Below are 16,013 nucleotides of genomic sequence, written 5' to 3'. Positions count from 1 at the left end.
TCGATGATGTCGGGAAATATTGCAGAAAGAGTCGAGGATGTCAGGGCCAAGTTCGCTTCGTTTGCCGATCCGGACGACAAGTGGAAATTCCTGCTCGATCTCGCTCGCGCCCACAAGGGGATGGACGCTTCGCTCAAGGCGGAAAAATTCATCATCCAGGGGTGCGCCTCCACGATGTACCTTGTGCCCAAGTTCGATGGCGCCGTTCTCCATTTCGAGATGGATGTCGAGGGCGGCACGACGAACCCGCTGATCAGCCGGGGCCTCGGAGCGCTAGCCCTCAGGGTCTACAACGATTTGCCGCCAAGCGAAATCCTTTCGCTCGACCCCGTGTTTTTTCAGCAGATTGGCTTGAACGTCGGACTTTCGCCGACCCGCTCCAACGGCTTTGCGAGTCTGCTAAAACAAATTTATCTGTACGCGCGCGTCTTTGACGCCATGTCTAAAAAGTAAAAGGTAGGTTAGAATATGGTTAGTTTCTTGAATGGCAAGAGCCCCTTTGACGAAGCAGAAGAAAAGCTGGAAGCGGGGGAGACTGTAAACGGTCGCCCCAAGATGCCAACCGGCCCCATCATGGGCTGGCAAGACGGCGTGTTCCTTTTGGTGGTCATCGCCCTGATTGTCGGCGGCTACCAGTATTACCAGTATGCAAAGCGTTCCAGCGCGGAAACGTTTGCCCGCTGTGATGCGCTTTATCAGGCCGCCCAGGAAGATCCGCAGAAGTATGCGGAAGTGGAAGCATGCTACGACAGCACCTGGGAACTCGGGTTCGTGAGCGATTCCATGGAAGTGCTGCGCCAGAACCGCCAGGGTGCCATTGCCGATATGCGTAGCGCCCAGAAGGATATCCTCGAAGATGCGAAGGGTGCCCTCGACGAGGGCGATACGGTCAAGGCCGTCACAATGCTTCGCAAATATGCCGGCGCCAAGCTCCTTCGCCCCGCTGATGCGGCGGAATGGAACAAGATTTCTGCGATTCCCGTGGCCGAATAAGTCCCGGCGTGGTCTCCATTGCGGAATAATAATGTAGATTGGGGTTATGTCTAGGTTTGTCGAGATTGACGGAATGTCTCCCCGACTGGGGGAACGCGTGTTTGTGGCCGATGGGGCATTTCTCGTTGGCGACGTGGAATTGGGGGATGATTCTTCCGTGTTTTACGGGGCAGTGCTCCGTGGCGACCTAGCTCCGATTCGCGTAGGTATGCGGACGAATATCCAGGATAACGTGACGGTCCATGTTTCGACGGATGTCCCGACAGTTATTGGAAACGAGGTGACCGTGGGGCACAACGCGGTGCTGCATGCCTGCACGATTGACGACAATGTGCTTATTGGCATGGGGGCTATCGTGATGGATGGCGCGCACATCAAGAAAAATTGCATTGTGGGGGCCGGAGCCGTCGTTACCCAGGGCAAGGAATTTCCTGAGAATTCCCTGGTCCTTGGTTCTCCCGCCCATGTGGTCCGCGAACTGACTGTTGAAGAAATCGAGAATGTCCGCGGCGGGATGTTCCGCTATGTCGAAATAAAGGACAAGCTCTTGCGCGGGAACGGCTGATGGGTTTCAAGTTCGTATTTCTCATCAATCCCATCAGTGGAGGCGGGCAGGGCAAGGTTATCTTTAACTTCTTGCCCGAAATTATGGCATCCATGGGCTTTGCTGCAGAAGAATGGAAGGCCGAGTTCACCCACTACGAAGGCATGGAAGCGCAGATTCTTGATGCGCTTTCCCATACGGAAACGCTTATCGCGGTCGGTGGCGACGGAACGGTGTCCGCGGTCTTGTCGACGATGCTTGCCTCCGATTTCGCGACCAGGGTGAAGATTGGGCTTATTCCGCTGGGGACGGGCAACGACCTTGCACGCGTGCTAAAGCTCTACAAGCCTTTTGTGGACCAGGGGCTTTTGTTCCTGGTGCGTCGGCTGCTGCGTGCTCCTGCGGTTCCGTTCGATATCTGGAAAGTCAACGGGAAATATGCGCTCGCCAACTACTTTTCGGGTGGTATCGACGCCCGCATAGCGCATGATTTCAACCAGGACCGTGCTAGCGGAGCGATTTCTTCGTCTTCCGTGGTGGCAAACAAGCTGCATTACGTCCGCCGTTTCTTTGCCGACAGGAACTACCGCCTTACGCAGGGCTCTCTCCGCTATGTCGATAAGTACGGCAAGTCGCATAGCCTTGACTTGAAGGGCCACCGCACCTTGATTGTCGGGAATATCCCGAGCTTTGCGAGTGGCACGAATCCCTTTTTCAGGGCCAATATGGCGGATGGATTCCTAGAGGTGGTCGACGTGCCTAATATGCCCGCCTTCTTGCTTGCGATTGCGATAGGGAACATCCCGCTGCTCGGCTACATTTTCAAACGCCATTTTCTCAAGTCAATCAAGGTCCATTCTCTTGAAATGATGGTGCGTCCGGACGAGTTCTTGCAGCTTGACGGCGAAGACATGAGTGGCAGGCTGGGCGAAAAGATTTCGATCGAGTTTGCCGCGCAGGTGCAGATGCTGAGGCTGGAGGATTGATGCGTCCGGTCAAGCTATCGGTTGTCCTGGAATGGCTACGGGCCGATGCGGAAACGCGCGTCTCGCCGGAATTCGAAATAACGGGTTTTGCGTCTATAGACTCGGCCGGACCGGCCGATGCCAGCTTTTGGATGGGCGCTTCTGCGAAGAACGAGACGAATGCGAATGGCTTCGCGTCGTCGCTCTTGCCGCGGGTGCGGGCCGGTTTGTTGTTCGTGCCGCGCGATGCTTTCGATGACGCGTGCGAATTGTTTAAGCAGGTGCTCTGCGTCGTCCCTGTCGAAAACCCGTATCATGCGATGGTACTGTTCTTGGAAAAGTTTGCCGCGGACGAACCTGCGCATGCGCCGGCTGTCGCAAATACCGCGCGTGTGCATGCGAGCGCCGTCGTCGAAGGTCGCGTGGGCGAAAATGCGGTCGTGGGTCCGGGATGCGTGGTGATGCGGGGTGCTGAAGTGGGTGACGGCTGTGTTCTGGAAGCAAATGTGACCGTTTATCCGAACGTAAAGATAGGCCGGAACTGCGTGTTCCAGGCGGGCGCCGTTATAGGTTCGCGCGGGTTCGGGTTCTATGAATTTGAGGGCAGGCGCCGGCCGGTCCCACACCTTGCTGGCGTGCGCATCGGAGACAACTGCGGCTTTGGGGCGAATGCAGTGGTGGCCGCGGGATTCTTGAACCCCACCACGATTGGGGACGGGTGCCAGTTCGATTCGTTTGTTCAAATCGCTCACAACTGCCGATTGGGCAGTGGCGTCTACATGGCCTCGCAGACGGCGGTTGCCGGTTCCGTGGTGGTTGAGGACGGCGTGGAATTCGCGGGAGGCGCGAAGGCCGCGGGCCACTTGACCATAGGCAAGGGGGCGCGCGTCGCCGCGAAGGCGGGAGTGACAAAGAGTGTCCCGGCTGGCCGGACTGTTGCCGGTTTCCCTGCCGAAGAAATTACGCAGTGGCGCCGCTCGATGGTGCGCCTCCGCCAGATGGGGAAGAAGTAGCATGCCGGCCTTCAAGAGTCTAGAATTTGCGTCGCCTTCGCTTTCGTACCCGCAGGCTAGAGTCCGCGTGGATATCCTCGAGAAGGATCCGAACCGTGCGCCACGCGTATGCTGGTATGTTGGCGATGAACTTTTCTATTCGACGGATTCCCTGCATTGTTATGGCGAACTCGGGTATCGCGTGGCGCGCACGGCGATTTACTCGAGACCTGGCCTGCACGGCCCGCTTTCCCTCGCCTCGACGGAGCATCTGGCGCCCGTATTCCTCATGTGGCCGAACCAGCGGTTCGATGTGCATGCCACCGAACTCCCGATGATGGACGGTAGCGCTCTCCCGTTCTTCCATGCCTTGAGGAAAGTTGCCGGTATTCCCGAACCCCTCTGCTTTTACGATGTTCCCGTGTCGTTTGACCTGGAGTTCCCGCGTGGTCGCGTGAGCGTATCGCCTGCGGACTGCTTCGAGGTGGAATACGAGATTACCCGCGATGCGACTGCGGGTGACGTCGCTTTCCGCTCGGCGGCGACCCTCTCGGTGTATTCTGCGGAAGACCTCTACCGCGCATTTTCGGCCCGCACGTTCATTTTCGAAGAAGATTACGCGAAGGCCCGCGCCGAAGGTCTCCTCGCCGGGGTAGACGAATCCTGCGGCATGCTCCTGGGTAGCGCGGGAGAACACCCCCGTTACCGCATGGCGGAAGAACCCGCCTGTCACAAAATTTTGGACCTGCTGGGCGATCTTGCCTTCGCGGTCCCTGCTTTACCAAAGGTTCGCGTTCAAATATTGAACGGCGGCCATACCATTCACCATAAAATCATGGAGAAACTCCTGCCTTATGTCTCTACTGGAAACCCTCAAGAAGTCTGATAAACCCGGAATCCTTTACGATGCCGCCGTGGTTCACGAACTGCTCCCGCAGAAGTTCCCGTTCGCCTTTGTCGACGAAATCCTGAGCCTCGACTTGGGCGACGGCAAGGAGGTCCTTCCGTCCCTGACGGGTCTTTTCCACGTGACGGGCGAGGAAAAGTTCTTCCAGGGACATTTCCCCGGCAATCCGGTGATGCCCGGCGTGCTGCAGGTGGAATCCATGGCCCAGGCGGCGACACTCCTCACGATGATTGCCCGCGAAGCCGAAGTGGTGGGCAAGCGTCCCGCTTTCATGGGCATCGAGAACTGCCGTTTCAGGAACCCCGTGCTCCCTGGTATGGACATTCGCCTCGAAGTGAAGCTCCTTTCCGTGCGTCACGGCATCTTCAAGTATTCGGGCAAGGCCTTCCTCGACGAAAAACTGATGTGCGAAGCCGATTTCGTTGCCGCGATGGTCTAGCATTGGCCCGAAATATTGCTATATTTACGCCGTAATAATTCTATACCTTAAAAGGAAGGTTAATCATGGCTAGAAAGAAGATTGCACTCGTTGGTGCTGGTCAAATCGGTGGTACAATGGCTCTCGTGCTCGCTCAGAAGAATCTTGGCGACGTGGTCCTTATCGATATTCCGCAGACTCAGGGCATGCCCAAGGGCAAGGCTCTCGACATCATGGAAGGCCGCAGCGTCATCAACTCCTCTGTCGATCTTCAGGGTTCTACCGACTACGCCGACCTCAAGGGTGCAGACGTTGTGATCGTGACTGCCGGTTTTCCGCGTATGCCGGGCATGAGCCGTGACGACCTCCTGGACAAGAACTGCGGCGTGATCAAGACCGTTGCCGAAGCCATCAAGGAAAACGCTCCGGATGCATTCGTCATCGTGATCACCAACCCGCTCGACGCCATGGTCTACAACATGCAGAAGCAGTCCGGCCTCCCGGCCAACAAGGTCATCGGTATGGCTGGCGTGCTTGACTCTGCCCGTCTCGCTTGCTTCGTCGCCGACGAACTCGGCGTGTCTGTCGAAGACGTGAAGGCCCTCGTGATGGGTGGCCACGGCGACACCATGGTTTCCATCATGGAATGCGTGTCTGTTGGCGGTATCCCGGTTTCTCAGCTCATGAGCAAGGAAAAGTTTGCCGAACTCGCCAAGCGTACCGCCGGTGCCGGTGGCGAAATCGTGAACCTCCTCGGCCGCGGCTCCGCTTTCTACAGCCCGGCTACTTCTGCCATCCACATGGCCGAAGCCTACCTCCTCGACAAGAAGAGCGTGTTCTCTTGCGCTGCCAAGCTGAACGGCGAATACGGCGTGAAGGGCCTCTACTGCGGTGTGCCGGTCGTGGTCGGTGCAAACGGTGTCGAGAAGATTCTCGAAGTCAAGATGAGCGACGAAGAAAAGGCCGCCTTCGAAAAGTCCGTCGAGGCTTGCAAGAAGAACGCCGAATGGGTCGACGCACATACGTAATTATAGAGATGTCATCCCCGCGTAGGCGGGGATCTTCCTATGAAAAATCCCTCGGCTTCGGCCAGGGATTTTTTTATGGAGGGGGGAGGGTCTTAGGGAGGGGATCCCTCCCTTGTCTTTTTTGTAATATAGCGCACAGGACGTGCTGCAGTTTGTGAGCGGAGTCATAAAGGGACGATAGGTTTGGCTCCTGCGCGATTTTTCTCCTTAAATTATTGTTAGATTTGTGGACGTGGAAAAAATAAGGGAACTCATACCGAAGGATTCGATAATCGAGCAGCTGCTGCTCGTGGTTCTTCTTATTGTCGTCATTTGGCTCTTTAACAAGTCCTTCCGCCTGTTTTTGAAGCGTGCTGAAAGGCATGGCCTGGACCGTGCGGCGATACCTCTGATTTCGGACCTTGTCAAGTACACGACGTATGCGCTTGGCCTTTTGCTCGGGCTTAATATTCTTGGCGTGAATACGAATGGTCTTTTGGCGATGCTCGGTGCGGCAAGCCTTGCTGTGGGCCTTGCACTCAAGGATACGCTTGCGAATATCGCTTCGGGCTTGTTGCTTTTGTTCCTGCGCCCGTTCGTGGCGGGCGACTATATTGAATGCGGTTCCATCAAGGGCAAGATTTGTGCCATCGGGCTTTTCAATACGACGCTCGAGACGTTCGAGGGAATCGCTGTTTCTGCGCCTAACAGGTCGCTTTGGGGCGCGCCTATCGTAAACTATGCCCGCAATCCCGTTCGCAGGCTCGAGATCAAGGTGGGCGTTTCGTACGATACCTCGCTGGACGTTGTCTTTTGCGCCATGCGCAGGATGGTAGAGCGCGAGACAAGCTTCCTGAAAGTGCCGCCTCCGAAGTTTTTTGTGAGCGAATACGCCGACAGTTCGATAAATATCACTGTATGGGTATGGGTTCGGACGTTCGAATACTACGAGCTCCAGCGCAAGTACTCCAGGATTGTCAAGGATGTCCTCGACGAACACAATATCGAGATTCCGTTCCCGCAGCGCGTGGTGCACCTGATGAAGGAGGGCGAGGAGGCAGGAATTTCGAAGGAACGTGAGCCCGATTTCGATGACCTCGTGCAGGACGAAGTTGTGTTCAATGGAAAGAAAATTGATATCGGCAAGTGATTATCGCTGACTGGCTCGAAAATTTGTAAAATCCCGGCCTCGGTCAGGACTTTTTTATTACCTATTTTGTTGACTTTTTATTTTATATTTTTTTGTAAAAACCGAACGAATTTTTGCTATTTGTGTAAAAATGTAGACATTTAATCGAAAAATTATTGACTTTTGACGTGCCGGTATTTATATTTGGGATGGGTGGATGCAATAAAAGGGAGCTGTTTATGTTTGGAATGGGATCACGCTTCGGCGTGCGTGCTATGTTCGGGCGTGTTGGCCTTGGGCTTGTGTTTGGAGTGTCGGTTTCCTCCGCTGCCGACTGGTATGCGAAGGATAATTTGCAACCCGGTCACGACCCGAGCATGGTACGGTTCGAGGACGGCTACGCCCTCATGAGCACGAATAACAATCTGCAACTGTGGACAAGCGAAGACGCTTACACGTGGCGCGACCACAAGTCGACCGTGAGCGCCATTCCGCAGTGGGCCTACACCTATGCTCCGGGCACCGAAGGCATCTGGGCTCCCGACGTTTTCTACATGAACGGCGAGTACCGCGTGTATTACTGCGTGTCCGTCTTTGGCAAGCGTTCTTCGGCAATCGGCTACCAGTCCACAAAGTCCATTATGCCGGGCTCATCGGGCTACGGCTGGACCGACCACGGCCACGTTTTCCACACGACGACTAGCGACAAGTACAATGCCATCGATGCCGACGTTGTGCGTGACACCGAGGGCAATTACTGGATGGCGTTCGGTTCGTTCGGGCTTGGCATTCAGCTGATTAAGTTAGATGCAACGACAGGCTACCAGGCGAGCGACGACAAGACGGTCTACAACATTGCGCGCCGTACCAGCAGCGCGAGCGGCGGCGCCGAAGAAGGCCCGAGCCTGATTGAGCATGGCGGGCAGTACTTCTTGTTTACGGCATGGGACAAGTGCTGCATGCAGGGCCCGGACATCGAGCAAACCACCTACAAGACGGCTTACGGCCGTGCAGACAAAGTAACCGGACCGTACAAGGACCGCGCCGGTTACACCATGGCGAACGGCGGCGGCACGATTCTGTTGGAACGCTACGGGCGCTACGTGGGTCCGGGCGGCGGCGAGGCCTTCCAGGACCTGAACCGCGTGCGATTTGTGCACCACTACTACGACTTGAACGGAGACAAGTACAATCACATTCATATACGTGATATTGTCTTCACCGAGGATAACTGGGCCGAGATGGGACAGCCCTTCCTCGGGCGTTATTTGAGTGCCGAAGTCGAGCACGGCGTGCTGACCCGCGCCGTTTCGGGCGACCTTGCGATTACGCGCAGCAATACGGCCTCGAACGGGGAATACCTCGCGTACGTGAATACTGAGGGCTCCAAGATTCGCCTGCCGATGAACATTATGCAGGCGGGCGACTACCTGCTGCGTTACCGCTACGCGAACGGTGGCGATGCGGCTGCGACGCACAAGGTGACGGTGAATGGCAAGTCGCAGACGGTGACGCTCCCGCCGACGGGTTCCTGGGGCTCTTTCCCCGAAAATTCTGTGGTGATGGTGCCTGCGAAACTCAAGCGCGGCGGCAACTTCATCGAAATCGAGCCTTCGCCGAACGGAAATTTTGCGGAACTCGACCGCATCGACTTCTTGCGCATTATCCGCGATACGATTCCCGCGAACGGATTTGACAACGGCATCCGCGTGCGTCTCACGAAGGACGACGAGTTCGCCATCAAGGACGGCGGTTACGCGATTTTCGAGAACGTGGTGCTGGATTCGCTCAAGGATATCGGCAATGTTTTCCTTCAGGTGAAAAATGCTTCGTCGGGTAAGATCGTGATTCGCGACGGCAAGAAGGACGGGACTGCGGTCTTCACATGTGACCTGTCAAATAGATCTCTCATGGGTGGCGGCTGGTCTGCGGCGAAATGCTCGGGCGATATGGGCCTGCGCGGCATCAAGGACCTGTACCTGACGGCATCGGGAATTTCCGGCGAGGCGATTCTCGGGAATCTCATCTTTGAGCCGATGCAGGTTGTCTGCAACCAAGCACCGTGTGGCGACCCGATTTCAAGCTCCAGCAACCCTTCGACCAGCTCAGGAACCGCTGAACCGCAGTCTAGTTCCAGCAGCGGAACGGACGCGATTGCCCCGCATGCTGTACGCCACGATTCTCCGGCACCCGCCCGCAAGGCCTACCGCGACCTCAAGGGTCGTAGTTTCGACAAGCAAATCCGTTACCGGGTGATGTTCTGACGATTCTTATTTGCCACCGACAGGGAACAGCGCGAACTGCAACTGGAAAACCTTGTCCGCGTCGGCGTCTTCTTCGGCGATGAGCGCAATTTCTTTACGGAAGGCGTTGATGCGTTCCACGATGCGTTCGTAGCCTTCTTGGCTTATACCGAGGGTGAGCCCTGAAATATGGCGTGTGCCCGGCGGGTCGCGGTCGATGGAATCGGCGGCGAGCTTCAGGCAATTCTGGTGGAAACCGCGGAGTGCGAGTTTTGACGTGCGGTCTCCGGTGGTAATCGCGCTTTCTGTCAATTCGTATTTGCCGTCCTTGCCCTTCTTGATGAGCTGGCAGTCTTCGAGCAATTTTACGGACTTCTTCGCTTCTTCGGCGGTGATGTGCGGGTGAACTTGCTTGGCGAGTGTCTCGTAGTCGCCGTCAAAACCGAACATGCCGATGAGGCTCCTTATGGTAAGGTGGCGCCAGTGGCTATAGACCATGTATTGCGCATGTCCGAGCAGGTGCTGCTTTTCGGCGAAGCGGACCACCTTGAGTATGGCCTGCATCTCTTCGAATGCGCTGTTCCTCTCTTCTGTAGTTTCAGCCTGGTTGAACTTGACGAGTGCAACGAAGAATTCCGTCTCGTGCTTGCCGAGCCGAAGCCCGCTTGCGACCTTGGGGATGCTCTGGCTTGAAAGGTTCTTGTCGCCGTTCATCACGCGGCTGATGAAGTCCTTGGCCTTGAAACCGATCTTGTCCGAAAACACGCGGAGCGAGAAGGCGGGGTTTGCCTCCTTCTTTGCGTTGTAGTAATCTTTCAGGAATTCCCGGTAGTCCAGGTATTCGAAGATTTTCTTTGACGGTTTCTTTTCGCCCATGCCCTAAATGTAAGAAAAAAGATTATTTAGCGGGTAACGAAAAAAAGTTTTGCGTTGTCTAGAAACAACGGAAAAGAGGGGTCGAATAATAAATAAGTGGGCAAAATCACTTTTTCGAGGTAGATTTTATATGGTCCCCGAGAAAGTTGCGCAAATGTCTGCGTTGTCCGGGAAAGGGTGTATTATGATGAAAAAAGTGTTTGGTGTCGTGGCGTGCGGAGTGTGGATTGCCGCTGCGGCGATAAGCCCCTCCGAGGTGGTGTCGCTTCCGGGCGACGCCGCCTATGGTGGTGGCGACAAGGTGGGGTCGCAGCTGGTGGCCGCGACGTACAACGCGGGCGAGGGTCCGGGTATCTGGATTGTGGCCGATGGCGGCTACAGGCTCTACCACAATGGCGCGCTCCTTGCCGAAGACAACCAGGCGGGCCGCGTGCGTTTTGTGCCGATGACCTTCCTTCCTGGCGAGAACGCAATTTCGGTCGTGGGAGTGAACGGTTCCGGCGCTCCCGGCGTTCTTGTGCAGATTGATGATCTCGACAAATCCTACTATTCCGGCAGCGCTTGGAAGGCGAAACCTACGGTGGGTAACAACTCCTGGAAGAACAAGGGGCGCGACCTTAGCCAGTGGGGCGGTGCTACGACTTTGAACTATGCGAGCAACAAGCTCCCGAGCGGGGCTGCCCTTTCGGGATTTGCCGCAAACACGCAGGCAAAGTGGATTTGGACTTCTGCAGAAACCGATCCGACGGCGGTTCTGCTTTTCACGTTCAACGTGAAGGCGGAAGGCTTTGGTGCCTCAACGACGGGTGGTGAAGCGGGTAACATCGTGATTGCAAGCGATTCGGCTAGCATCCGCAAGTACCTGCAGAGTAACGACGCTGTGACGATTCTGGTGCCCGAAGGTACCTACGACTTCAGGCGGATGCGCAATGCGGTGACCGAGGCGAATGCGGCCGGGCGTACCTGGTGCCGCACGACTTGCGGCGAGAAGAACCGCGTGACGGGCAAGACGAACAAGTTCTACCGTATCGCCTTCGAAAAGAACAGTTGCGCGAGCCTCGGCGAATCCGGACTCGAAATCGTGAAGGAATCGGACAATCTGCAGGCGTGGAGCAACTGGATTACCACCAAGCCTAACAAGAGCCTTGTTGGCATGGGTCGCGGTGCGAACCTGCGTGGAGCCTCCATCGTGGTGCGTAGCTACGAAGGGTCCGGAAACCATATCTATCGCAACCTCGCCATTTACGATGTGAACCCGCACTTGATTGAAGGCGGCGACGGCCTCGAGACGGTGGGCTCCGCATCGAACCACGTTAAAAAGTTTTGGGCCGACCACATCAGCTACAAGTGGATCAGTGACGGCATGGACATGGAATTCGTGGACGACGCCACTATCAGCTACCTGGATTTTGACGGCGCGAATGATTTCAACTGCTGGGGTACCGATCCTTACATGGCACTTGTCGAAGATGCTCATCTGACATACGCGAACAACTACTGGCACAATACCTATGGTCGCGTGCCGAAGGTGACGGGCGAAAGCAATGGTTCGCAGGTGCATCTGTACAACCAGTACGTGGACTACAACCGCTTCTTTATCGCGGGTGCGAACGGCCACAGCGCAAACGCGAAGGCCTACGTGCGCTACGAGAACAGCTACATTGATAACGGCCAGGGTTATTTGGCCGAATGGGGCGACAACGGCTACGTTTACTTTAGCGGAGTCACGTTCGGGAGCGGGACCAAGCAACAGCACCGCTACAACGGTACGGTGACGCAGGGCGTTCCGAATGCGGCGACGTTCAACCCGAGCTACAGTTTTGAAAAGCGTACCGTGGCAAATCTCCCGAAAGAAATCCCGAGCCTCGCGGGTGTGGGTGGCCGCTACGGCAAAATGCCCGAATACAACCAGGCTTTCGGACTGAGCAACAAGGCGGCGACGGTCTCGATGACCGCCCCTGCGTCGGGTGCGAAGTTCGAAGTGGGTGCGACGGTTGCCTTGAAGGCCGACGCGAAGGACAACGACGGTTCCGTGAAAAGTGTCGCCTTCTACGTGGGCAATACTTTGGTCGGCTCTGCGACAAGCGCTCCCTACCAGGTAAACGCGAGCGGGCTTGAACCGGGCGTGTATTCCGCGGTCGCCGTGGTGACGGACAATTCGGGCCTTTCGCAGATGTCTTCGTTCGTGACCTTCACGGTTGAAGGGGCTGCTTACCCCGAGGTCGTGAAGTGCGGGGCTGGTTCCAGCAGCCAGAGTATTAACCTGGGCGAGCCGATCGTAGATTTCTGCTACACCTGGAGCGGCGCCGAGACGGTCGTGCCTGAAGGTTTCCCGGCGGGTGTTACGACTAGCATCGACAAGGAAAACCGTAAGATTTCTATTAGCGGGACTCCTGCGGAAGCGGGCGAGTTCGCCTTTACCGTCACGGCAACCAACAACGATTCCACCTTTGTCAAGAGCGGCCGCATCGTGGTGACGGACCCGAATACTCCCGAATCTTCTTCAAGTGCCGAAACGGAGTCTTCTTCGGGCGAAGTTGTCGAATCCAGCAGCGGAACGACTTCGATTGCTCAACGCGTGAACAGGGCGACCGAGGCCGAAACCGCCTACTACCGCATATTCGACATGCAGGGGCGCCCGCTGTTCGCAGGCTATAGAAAGCCTGCGAAGATGCCCGCGGCGCGGGTCATCGTGGTGGAATACACCACGGCAGGCTCCATAAAATGCAGGTATTTGCAATAAATATTTCTTTTTGAAAAAAACTTAATTATATTGGTATCGATGAAGTTCCGTAGAACCATATTGACTGTTGCGGTCGCCTCTTTGGCGGCCTTTTGGGGTTGTTCCTCCAATAGTCAGTCGGCAGGCAATAGCGCCGAAACGGGTTCACCGGAACTTGCGGGTATCCTAGTGCTCGATGATGGTAAGCCTGCGGCTCGTGCGCGAGTGCAGTGCGTGCCCGAGGGCTATGACGCCATGACCGGTACGGAACTTCCTGCCGCATATTCCACAGAGACCGACAAGGACGGCCGTTACCACCTGGATTCTGTGCCCGATGGGACTTACGCTCTCGAGGCTTACCACGCGCAGTCGGGCGAGCGCCTCCTGGTGCAGGATATCGAAGTGACGGAAGACGATTCTGTCGCCGTGAGCGATACGCTGCGTGCTCCGGGCGTGTTGAAGTTTGCAGGAACCGGGCCTTCCTTCAATGAGGGCTGGGTGGGTGTCCTGACTGTCCTGGGGACGACTATCCGTAGGGAAGTTGTCGTTCGCAATGACGAGATGGTATTCGACAGCCTGCCTGCGGGATCGCTCGAGTTGCGGATTTTCTATGGCGATTCTTCCGAGATGAGGCTTTGGCTGCAAGATACTGTTCCCGTCGCTCCGGGAGATACCGAGACGATTTTCGTGCTGGACCCCTATAACGGTGAACCCGAAATTGAAATTCCCCATGATTCTGTCACGATGACGTTCGTGGCGCCGCTTGCGCTCCCCGAAGGGGTAGATACGCTCAAGTCCGTAGTGACCGACATCCCGATTGCGCTTCGCCTTACGGAAGAGAACTGCAATTTTGATTCGCTGCAGCACATGACGGGTCGTTGGGAGGCCGTGCGTGTCTCGAAGGATGGTTCCCGCAGCAAGAAGCTCCCGGTATCCTTCCACGAGTTGGCGACCCCCGTATACGGAGTGGAATCCAAACAGGCCGTGCTTTGGGTGAGGGTGGATTCGTTGAACGTGACCGATTCGCTGGAACTCTCTTATGACGGGCTGCTAGACCCGGCTTATGCGTCCGATGTGTTCCCCACGAACCGCAGCTATTCTCTGGTGTGGCATTTTGGCTATGCGGTTTCTCCCCAGACAGATTACGCCGAAAAGGGGTACTTTGACGGTACTGCATTTGGCTCGGTCGATGCCGATGCGATAACCGAAGGCGTTGTCGGGATTGGAGTGGAAATGGACTCCGCAGGCTCGTTCTATGTCAAGGAATCTGCCAAGATGGATTCGACTCGCAGCGTGAATATGTCTTTTGAAGAGGACGGATACTTCTGCTTCTCGACATGGGTGGAACTCGATGCGCTCGACAAGGAGCAGACCATCTTCGAGAAGGCCAAGGAATACGCGCTGCTCTATGTTCCCGAAAAGGGCTTTGTCGTGGAAGTCTACCACGTTGCCGATTCGTCCGATGCACTCGATACTATGAGCTACAAGGTTTCCTGGGCTTCGGGCACGGACGGAATCAAGGCGGGCGAATGGACTTACGTGGCGTTCAGCAGGCGTGCGTTTGAACAGACGGTGTTCTACCTGAACGACGCTAAGGTTTCGGCCTCGCCGGAACAATCCGATTGGGACGGTTCGAAGGTTACGTTCTCGCTGGAACCTTCTGACAGGAGCGATTCTGTCGGCGTCCGTGCCTACTTCGAGGTGGGCGGCTTTACGGGCAAGCTTGACGAGCTCATGGTGGGCGGCTGCTTCCGTGACGAAACTTGGACGCGCCTCACCTACTTGAACCAAAAGCCTGAAAACTACTGGCCGCAGTTAGTTCCCAGAAAGTAACCCCTGGTTGTTATTGCCCGCTCAGCACGCAGGTGCTTCCGGCAAAGTCATTTGATACGAAAAACCCCCGGCATAAACCGGGGGATTATCTTAAGCTAGTCAGTTAAGGCTGGAACAATTAGAAAAGGCTAGAAGCCGAGGCTAATCTGTCCCATGTAGATACGTTCTTCGTCCTGACCGGTGTAGTAGCCGAGTTCTTCGGCCCAGGTCGCGAATTCGAGCGTCACGACACGGAGCACTTCGAGGCTCACGCCCGCGGAGGGGTAGCCGCCCTTGAAACCGCCGGCGAGGCGCAGGCTCAGGGCGCGCAGCTCGTTGTTGTAGCCGGGCCAGGCAAGCAACGTCTGCTCCACTTCCAGACCGAAGTTCAGGTGGGAGAGGGGCTTGTAGTTCCTGTCGGAGTTGAAAGCGTCGGCATAGTCGCAGGCGAAGTTGAACTTGCGCGCGTAGCCGGTGTTCTTGTTGAAGAATCTCGGGGAGTAGTTGAAGCCTACGCTCAGGTTCGGGGTAATCTTGTCACCGGCGAGTTCCTTGAAGTACACGTCGCGAAGCGAAGCACCCACGCGGAATTCACGGGTCAGCTGATAGAGCACGCCGAAGTCGAGGCCGAACGAGATGGACTCGAAATCGAAGATGCTGTGCGTCGCGTCGTCATAACGGTCTTCGAGGGTGTCCTGGATGGAGGCGTAGTTCAGGATGTCGATGGTGATGACTTCCACCTTGTGGCGCTTCGCCGCCTTTGCACCGATACCCACGGAGAGGTTATCGGTGAATCCGTAGGCGACACCGCCCTGCACCACGCCGTCGACGTAGAATGTGTCGACGCCGAGGAAGGGAAGGATGAGGCCGCCGTCGAGGTAGGGGGCGACGCTTCCGTCCACCCAGACCGCACCGCCGAATCCGTGGATGGCGAGTTCCGCATCCATCTTGATTTTCATGGTGAGGTACTTGTGGTCGTAGGAATTGATCTTATGGATGAGTTCCGGGTGCGAGGAAAGCGTATCCATCAGAAGCTGGTTCTGGTTTAGGCCGAGAGCCTCGGCCGCATCGGCCACGTTCTGGTAGAGGGCTTGCAGGTCCTTCGCCACGTTGTAGGTGGAGAAGTAGGTTTCGAACGGACCCGCGCCGCCCAAGTTCAGTCGAGCATCGCCGATGAAGTTGCGCGGGTAGTAGCCTTGTTCCGGGCGCTTGTCGTAGTTGCCCAGTCGGTTAATCTGGGAAAGGCCTGCGTAGTTGTAGTAGATGGCTTCCTTGTCATCGACTACGGCCACATGTGCGTTACCCATGGATTCGCCGCGCATCGAGTGGTGAGTCGGGGCTTTGGCGGCAAAGACTGCCGCCCCCAGTCCGAGGCATAAGAGTGTCGCTAAAATTCTTTTCATCG

General features: G+C 56.2%; 14 protein-coding genes. 12 read left to right on the top strand and 2 right to left on the bottom strand.

Going from position 1 to position 16,013, the window contains the following annotated elements; translation table 11 throughout:
* Positions 1 to 3: 3 nt before the first annotated feature.
* The 10 genes from B4A77_RS08390 to B4A77_RS08345 all read left to right on the top strand — a co-directional run bounded on the left by B4A77_RS08390 (position 4) and on the right by B4A77_RS08345 (position 9,219).
* Positions 4 to 453 (top strand): SufE family protein, encoded by a 450-nt coding sequence (locus B4A77_RS08390; RefSeq protein ID WP_290733854.1) that lies wholly within the window; start codon positions 4 to 6, stop codon positions 451 to 453.
* A 15-nt stretch (positions 454 to 468) separates the two neighbouring features.
* A complete protein-coding gene (locus B4A77_RS08385; protein WP_290723718.1) occupies positions 469 to 993 on the top strand; it encodes a hypothetical protein in 525 nt (174 codons plus the stop codon).
* A 46-nt stretch (positions 994 to 1,039) separates the two neighbouring features.
* A complete protein-coding gene (locus tag B4A77_RS08380) occupies positions 1,040 to 1,558 on the top strand; it encodes a gamma carbonic anhydrase family protein (RefSeq protein ID WP_173366491.1) in 519 nt (172 codons plus the stop codon).
* Complete coding sequence (locus B4A77_RS08375; RefSeq protein WP_173366490.1) at positions 1,558 to 2,523, top strand: diacylglycerol/lipid kinase family protein; 966 nt, start codon at positions 1,558 to 1,560, stop codon at positions 2,521 to 2,523. The genes B4A77_RS08380 and B4A77_RS08375 overlap by 1 nt, the downstream gene beginning before the upstream one ends.
* The gene (locus B4A77_RS08370) at positions 2,523 to 3,515 is read left to right on the top strand and encodes a UDP-3-O-(3-hydroxymyristoyl)glucosamine N-acyltransferase (protein WP_290739912.1); all 993 of its coding nucleotides are present in this window, start codon (positions 2,523 to 2,525) and stop codon (positions 3,513 to 3,515) included. The genes B4A77_RS08375 and B4A77_RS08370 overlap by 1 nt, the downstream gene beginning before the upstream one ends.
* Before the next feature lies 1 nt (position 3,516).
* Positions 3,517 to 4,380 carry a UDP-3-O-acyl-N-acetylglucosamine deacetylase gene (locus B4A77_RS08365; protein WP_290731621.1) on the top strand — a complete coding sequence of 288 codons (864 nt, stop codon included), beginning with the start codon at positions 3,517 to 3,519 and terminating at the stop codon, positions 4,378 to 4,380.
* Positions 4,349 to 4,840, top strand: coding sequence for a 3-hydroxyacyl-ACP dehydratase FabZ (fabZ, locus tag B4A77_RS08360; protein WP_290723705.1), 492 nt, complete (start codon positions 4,349 to 4,351; stop codon positions 4,838 to 4,840). Before B4A77_RS08365 ends, fabZ begins: the two co-directional genes overlap by 32 nt.
* Positions 4,841 to 4,905: 65 nt before the next feature.
* Positions 4,906 to 5,847 carry a malate dehydrogenase gene (mdh, locus tag B4A77_RS08355; protein ID WP_290739909.1) on the top strand — a complete coding sequence of 314 codons (942 nt, stop codon included), beginning with the start codon at positions 4,906 to 4,908 and terminating at the stop codon, positions 5,845 to 5,847.
* Positions 5,848 to 6,079: 232 nt separating this feature from the next.
* Complete coding sequence (locus tag B4A77_RS08350; protein ID WP_290723700.1) at positions 6,080 to 6,976, top strand: mechanosensitive ion channel family protein; 897 nt, start codon at positions 6,080 to 6,082, stop codon at positions 6,974 to 6,976.
* A gap of 227 nt (positions 6,977 to 7,203) precedes the next feature.
* Positions 7,204 to 9,219: a family 43 glycosylhydrolase gene (locus B4A77_RS08345; protein WP_290739906.1), complete on the top strand. Its 2,016-nt coding sequence runs from the start codon at positions 7,204 to 7,206 to the stop codon at positions 9,217 to 9,219.
* 6 nt (positions 9,220 to 9,225) lie between these two features.
* Here the strand turns inward: B4A77_RS08345 and B4A77_RS08340 are convergent, their stop codons facing one another.
* A complete protein-coding gene (locus B4A77_RS08340; RefSeq protein ID WP_290723696.1) occupies positions 9,226 to 10,074 on the bottom strand; it encodes a TIGR02147 family protein in 849 nt (282 codons plus the stop codon).
* Between the two features lie 184 nt (positions 10,075 to 10,258).
* On the opposite strand from B4A77_RS08340, the gene B4A77_RS08335 reads away from it, so the two are divergent.
* Positions 10,259 to 12,817 (top strand): Ig-like domain-containing protein, encoded by a 2,559-nt coding sequence (locus B4A77_RS08335; protein ID WP_290739903.1) that lies wholly within the window; start codon positions 10,259 to 10,261, stop codon positions 12,815 to 12,817.
* A 39-nt stretch (positions 12,818 to 12,856) separates the two neighbouring features.
* Entirely contained in the window at positions 12,857 to 14,629 is a 1,773-nt protein-coding gene (locus B4A77_RS08330; protein ID WP_290739900.1) for a carboxypeptidase-like regulatory domain-containing protein, read from the top strand.
* Between the two features lie 128 nt (positions 14,630 to 14,757).
* On the opposite strand, the gene B4A77_RS08325 is transcribed toward B4A77_RS08330, so the two are convergent.
* Positions 14,758 to 16,011, bottom strand: a complete 1,254-nt coding sequence (locus B4A77_RS08325) for a hypothetical protein (protein WP_290739897.1) — start codon at positions 16,009 to 16,011, stop codon at positions 14,758 to 14,760.
* Positions 16,012 to 16,013 lie beyond the last annotated feature (2 nt).

The organism is Fibrobacter sp. UBA3718 (assembly GCF_002371935.1).
Lineage (GTDB): Bacteria > Fibrobacterota > Fibrobacteria > Fibrobacterales > Fibrobacteraceae > Fibrobacter.
This window is presented reverse-complemented; position numbering and strand designations above follow the sequence as displayed.

What these genes read in the sequence shown, in the direction of transcription:
- B4A77_RS08370 (WP_290739912.1), top strand. Translation starts at nt 2,523, where the DNA reads ATGCGTCCGGTCAAGCTATCGGTTGTCCTGGAATGGCTACGGGCCGAT.
- fabZ (WP_290723705.1), top strand. Translation starts at nt 4,349, where the DNA reads ATGTCTCTACTGGAAACCCTCAAGAAGTCTGATAAACCCGGAATCCTT.
- B4A77_RS08390 (WP_290733854.1), top strand. Translation starts at nt 4, where the DNA reads ATGATGTCGGGAAATATTGCAGAAAGAGTCGAGGATGTCAGGGCCAAG.
- mdh (WP_290739909.1), top strand. Translation starts at nt 4,906, where the DNA reads ATGGCTAGAAAGAAGATTGCACTCGTTGGTGCTGGTCAAATCGGTGGT.
- B4A77_RS08385 (WP_290723718.1), top strand. Translation starts at nt 469, where the DNA reads ATGGTTAGTTTCTTGAATGGCAAGAGCCCCTTTGACGAAGCAGAAGAA.
- B4A77_RS08325 (WP_290739897.1), bottom strand. Translation starts at nt 16,011, where the DNA reads ATGAAAAGAATTTTAGCGACACTCTTATGCCTCGGACTGGGGGCGGCA.
- B4A77_RS08365 (WP_290731621.1), top strand. Translation starts at nt 3,517, where the DNA reads ATGCCGGCCTTCAAGAGTCTAGAATTTGCGTCGCCTTCGCTTTCGTAC.
- B4A77_RS08330 (WP_290739900.1), top strand. Translation starts at nt 12,857, where the DNA reads ATGAAGTTCCGTAGAACCATATTGACTGTTGCGGTCGCCTCTTTGGCG.
- B4A77_RS08375 (WP_173366490.1), top strand. Translation starts at nt 1,558, where the DNA reads ATGGGTTTCAAGTTCGTATTTCTCATCAATCCCATCAGTGGAGGCGGG.
- B4A77_RS08345 (WP_290739906.1), top strand. Translation starts at nt 7,204, where the DNA reads ATGGGATCACGCTTCGGCGTGCGTGCTATGTTCGGGCGTGTTGGCCTT.
- B4A77_RS08380 (WP_173366491.1), top strand. Translation starts at nt 1,040, where the DNA reads ATGTCTAGGTTTGTCGAGATTGACGGAATGTCTCCCCGACTGGGGGAA.
- B4A77_RS08335 (WP_290739903.1), top strand. Translation starts at nt 10,259, where the DNA reads ATGATGAAAAAAGTGTTTGGTGTCGTGGCGTGCGGAGTGTGGATTGCC.
- B4A77_RS08340 (WP_290723696.1), bottom strand. Translation starts at nt 10,074, where the DNA reads ATGGGCGAAAAGAAACCGTCAAAGAAAATCTTCGAATACCTGGACTAC.